The organism is Pseudomonas sp. GXM4, from assembly GCF_008923895.1.
Classification (GTDB): domain Bacteria; phylum Pseudomonadota; class Gammaproteobacteria; order Pseudomonadales; family Pseudomonadaceae; genus Aquipseudomonas; species Aquipseudomonas atacamensis.
On sequence record NZ_WBRZ01000353.1, the window covers coordinates 1 to 4,662 of the forward strand.

The following is a 4,662-nucleotide window of genomic DNA, read 5'->3' on the forward strand; positions in this document are numbered from 1 at the left end:
GGGTTTCAGGACTATGCTTCTGATCTGCCACTAGCCGAGCACCCTTGCGGCGCCCTTGAAGGCCCGATGGCCCAACAATAATAAATAGGGGAAGGTCTATGAGTCGTTGCCGCCCGCCGGCGTTACGCAACACCGCGTTGCTGGCCACAGCACTCTCGCTGCTGGGCTTCGCCACGTTATCGGCACCTGTGATTGCCGCCGAGGCCCCGGCTGACGTGGTCTATGCCACCGAATCGGCCAAGGCCGCAAAAAGCCTGATTCTCGATGTCGTCCACGCTGGCGCGCGTCTGGTCGCGGTCGGCGATCGCGGGCACATCGTCTATTCCGATGACCAGGGCAAGACCTGGACCCAGGCCAAGGTGCCGACCCGGCAACTGCTCACCGCCGTGTATTTCGTCGACGACAAAAACGGTTGGGCCGTGGGCCACGACGCACAGATTCTCGCCAGCGCAGACGGCGGTCTGACCTGGACCAAGCAATTCGAAGACCTCGCACGCGAATCGCCGCTGCTCGACGTCTGGTTCAAGGACGCCAGCAGCGGCTTTGCCGTGGGCGCCTACGGCACGCTGCTGGAAACCACCGACGGCGGCAAAAACTGGGAAGACGTCAGCGATCGCCTCGACAACGAAGACCAGTTCCACCTCAACGCCATCGCCGCCGTGAAAGACGCCGGGCTGTTCATCGTCGGCGAGTCCGGCAGCATGTTCCGCTCCGCCGATAACGGCCAGACCTGGGAAAAGCTTGAAGGCCCGTACGAAGGTTCGCTGTTCGGCGTGATCGGCACGGCGCAGCCGCAGACCCTGCTGGCGTACGGCTTGCGCGGCAATCTTTATCGCTCCACTGATTTCGGCAGCAACTGGGAGCAGGTCGAACTCAAAGCCGCACGCGGTGCGCTGGAGTTCGGCCTGTCCGGCGGCACGCTGCTGGAAGACGGCTCGATCGTCATCGTCGGCAACGGCGGCTCGGTGATCAGCAGCAGCGACAACGGCGAAACCTTCAGCGTGTTCAACCGCCCGGATCGCATTTCGCTGTCGTCGGTCACCGCCGCCGGCAACGGCAACCTGATTCTGACCGGGCAGGGTGGCTTGCACATCACCCAGCCAAACGGTGCCGAGACCAATAACAAGAAGGCGGGGCTATGACTTCCTTGATCACTCCTCAGCAGGAAAAGGCGACGGTTCTCGAGCGCCTGATCTTCAACAACCGTCCGGCCGTGATCCTGATCTGCCTGGTGGTGAGCATTTTCCTGTTCTGGCAGGCCACGCTGATTCGGCCGTCGACCAGTTTTGAAAAAATGATCCCGCTGCAGCATCCCTTCATCGAAAAGATGATGGAGCACCGCAACGATCTGGCGAACCTCGGCAACACCGTGCGTATTTCGGTGGAGGCCACCGACGGCGACATCTTCTCCAAGGAGTACATGGAGACCCTGCGCCAGATCAACGACGAAGTGTTCTACATTTCCGGCGTCGACCGTTCCGGCCTCAAATCGCTGTGGAGCCCGAGCGTACGCTGGACCGAAGTGACCGAAGAGGGTTTCGCCGGCGGCGAAGTGATTCCGCAGAGCTACAACGGCTCGCAGGACAGCCTCGATCTGCTGCGCAACAACGTGCTCAAGTCCGGCCAGGTCGGGCGTCTGGTGGCCAACGACTTCAAGTCGAGCATCGTCGACATCCCGCTGCTGGAGGCCTATCCGGACCCGCAGGATCAGGGCAAGTTGCTGGCGCTGGACTATCGCCAGTTCTCCCATGAACTCGAAGACAAGATCCGCAACAAGTTCGAAGCGCAGAACCCCAACATCAAGATCCACATCGTCGGTTTCGCCAAGAAGGTCGGCGACCTGATCGACGGTCTGGTGATGGTGGTGCTGTTCTTCGGTGTCGCCTTCGTCATCACCCTGATACTGCTGCTGTGGTTCACCAACTGCCTGCGCAGCACCATCGCGGTGTTGAGCACGACGCTGGTGGCGGTGGTCTGGCAACTGGGGTTGATGCACTTCTTCGGCTTCGGGCTCGACCCGTATTCAATGCTGGTGCCGTTCCTGATTTTCGCCATCGGCATTTCCCACGGCGTGCAGAAGATCAACGGTATCGCCCTGCAATCCAGCGAGGCCGATAACGCCCTGACCGCTGCGCGGCGCACCTTCCGCCAGTTGTTCCTGCCGGGGATGATCGCGATTCTCGCCGATGCGGTGGGCTTCATCACCCTGCTGATCATCGACATCGGGGTGATCCGTGAACTGGCTATCGGCGCCTCCATCGGCGTTGCGGTGATCGTGTTCACCAACCTGATCCTGCTGCCGGTGGCGATTTCCTATGTCGGCATCAGCAAGCGCGCGATTGCCAAGAGCAAGAAGGACGCCAACCGCGAGCACCCGTTCTGGCGCCTGCTGTCGAACTTCGCCAGCCCGAAAGTCGCGCCGATTTCGGTAGCCTTGGCCCTGATCGCTTTCGGTGGCGGCCTCTGGTACAGCCAGAACCTGAAGATCGGCGACCTCGACCAGGGCGCGCCGGAACTGCGTCCGGACTCGCGCTACAACAAGGACAACAACTTCATCATCAGCAACTACTCGACCAGCTCCGACGTGCTGGTGGTGATGGTCAAGACCAAGGCCGAAGGCTGCTCGCGCTACGAAGCCATGGCGCCGATCGATCAGCTGATGTGGAAGATGCAGAACACCGAGGGCGTGCAGTCGGCGATCTCGCTGGTGACCGTGTCCAAGCAGATGATCAAGGGCATGAACGAGGGCAACCTGAAATGGGAAACCCTGTCGCGCAACCCGGACGTACTGAATAACTCGATCGCCCGCGCCGATGGCCTGTACAACAACAGCTGCTCGCTGGCGCCAGTGCTGGTGTTCCTCAACGATCACAAAGCTGAGACCCTCGATCGTGCGGTCAACGCGGTGCAGGAGTTCGCCAAGGAAAACAACAAGGACGGCCTGGAATTCATCCTCGCCGCCGGTAACGCCGGGATCGAAGCAGCGACCAACGAAGTCATCAAACAGGCTGAGCTGACCATCCTGATTCTGGTGTACATCTGCGTGGCAGTGATGTGCATGATCACCTTCCGCTCATGGGCGGCAACCCTGTGCATCGTCTTGCCGCTGGTGCTCACCTCGGTGCTCGGCAACGCGCTGATGGCGTTCATGGGCATCGGCGTGAAAGTCGCGACGCTGCCGGTGGTGGCGTTGGGCGTGGGGATTGGCGTGGACTACGGCATCTACATCTACAGCCGCCTGGAAAGTTTCCTGCGTGCCGGGCTGCCGTTGCAGGAAGCCTATTACCAGACGCTCAAGTCGACCGGTAAAGCGGTGCTGTTCACCGGCCTGTGCCTGGCGATCGGCGTGTGCACCTGGATCTTCTCGGCGATCAAGTTCCAGGCCGACATGGGCCTGATGCTGACCTTCATGCTGCTGTGGAACATGTTCGGTGCGCTGTGGCTGCTGCCGGCGCTGGCCAAGTTCCTGATCAAGCCGGAGAAGCTGGCGGGGCAGAAGGGCAATTCGCTGTTTGCGCATTGATCTGATGGACTGAAACGGCAAAGCCGCAACCTTGAGGGGTTGCGGCTTTTTTTGTGAATCAAGATCAAGAGCCCCTCACCCTAGCCCTCTCCCGGAGGGAGAGGGGACTGACCGAGGGGGGCGGCTAGATATATCGACCTGAAATACCGAGTCGGTTATGGATTCACAGCAGAACGTTCAAGTCGGCGTAAATCTCAAATATCCCCCAATCGGTCCCCTCTACCTCTGGGAGAGGGCTAGGGTGAGGGCAAGCGGTCTCAAGCCCTAAGAAAGCTCTGCGCCAAGCACAACACTCAACGCACTACGCGCATCATCCAGCTGCACCAGCGTCGCATGCCGGGCACCCAGGGCATCGCGGTTCTCGATGGCGGTCAGAATCGCCTTGTGCCTGGGCAACGCCAGTTCATGCAGATTCGGCCGCTGATTGGAATGCTTCAACGCCTCGGCAATCGCTACCGCCAACATGTTGCACAGGTTCGCCAGCAAGTCGTTGTGCGTCGCATCGGCGATGCGGCTGTGGAAGTCCAGGTCCGGCTGCAACAGCGCTTCCGGGGTCGGCGCGGCTTCCATGCGTTGGTAGGCTTCGTTGATCGCGGCGATGTCGGCATCGGTTGCGTGCTGGGCGGCGAGGGCGGCAGCTGCCGGTTCGATGATGCTGCGCACGCTGGTCAGCACGTTGAAGAACTCATTTTGCGGGCTGCTCTGCATCAACCAGTGCAGTACGTCCGGGTCGAGCATGTGCCATTCGCGGCGCGCCTTGACCACGGTGCCGACGCGCGGCTTGGAATACACCAGACCCTTGGCCACCAGCACCCGGGTGGCTTCGCGCAACACCGGACGACTGACCGCATACTCCTCGCACAGCAGGGCTTCGGCGGGCAGTTTGTCGTCGGGCAAAAAGCGTCCGGAGACGATCTGCATGCCCAGTTCCTGGACGATGCGCGAGTGCATGCTTTTACGGTCGGAAGGTTTGCGGTAATCCATGGGGAGTGGCGCGATCCTGAGCGATGGAGATGCCGCGCATCATAGCAGGCACGGCACAATCTTGAGGTAGGCAATGATCGTTCCCACGCTCTGCGTGGGAATGCCTCAAGGGACGCTCCGCGTTCCAGCTCTGAAAGGGACGCGGAGCGTCCCGG

The 4,662-nt window shown here is 61.0% G+C and carries 3 protein-coding genes; 2 read left to right on the forward strand and 1 reads right to left on the reverse strand.

Annotated elements, in window-relative coordinates; translation table 11 throughout:
- Positions 1 to 98: 98 nt before the first annotated feature.
- Both F8N49_RS25675 and F8N49_RS25680 read left to right on the forward strand, forming a co-directional pair.
- Positions 99 to 1,142, forward strand: a complete 1,044-nt coding sequence (locus F8N49_RS25675) for a YCF48-related protein (RefSeq protein WP_151553102.1) — start codon at positions 99 to 101, stop codon at positions 1,140 to 1,142.
- On the forward strand, positions 1,139 to 3,523 hold the full coding sequence (locus F8N49_RS25680; protein ID WP_024013186.1) for an RND family transporter: 2,385 nt from the start codon (positions 1,139 to 1,141) through the stop codon (positions 3,521 to 3,523). The genes F8N49_RS25675 and F8N49_RS25680 overlap by 4 nt, the downstream gene beginning before the upstream one ends.
- Before the next feature lie 264 nt (positions 3,524 to 3,787).
- Here the strand turns inward: F8N49_RS25680 and F8N49_RS25685 are convergent, their stop codons facing one another.
- A complete protein-coding gene (locus F8N49_RS25685; protein WP_024013185.1) occupies positions 3,788 to 4,507 on the reverse strand; it encodes a FadR/GntR family transcriptional regulator in 720 nt (239 codons plus the stop codon).
- Between the last annotated feature and the right edge of the window lie 155 nt (positions 4,508 to 4,662).

Bases quoted from the DNA above. Each gene is read 5' to 3' on its own strand.
- F8N49_RS25685 (WP_024013185.1), bottom strand. From the start codon at position 4,507: ATGGATTACCGCAAACCTTCCGACCGTAAAAGCATGCACTCGCGCATC.
- F8N49_RS25680 (WP_024013186.1), top strand. From the start codon at position 1,139: ATGACTTCCTTGATCACTCCTCAGCAGGAAAAGGCGACGGTTCTCGAG.
- F8N49_RS25675 (WP_151553102.1), top strand. From the start codon at position 99: ATGAGTCGTTGCCGCCCGCCGGCGTTACGCAACACCGCGTTGCTGGCC.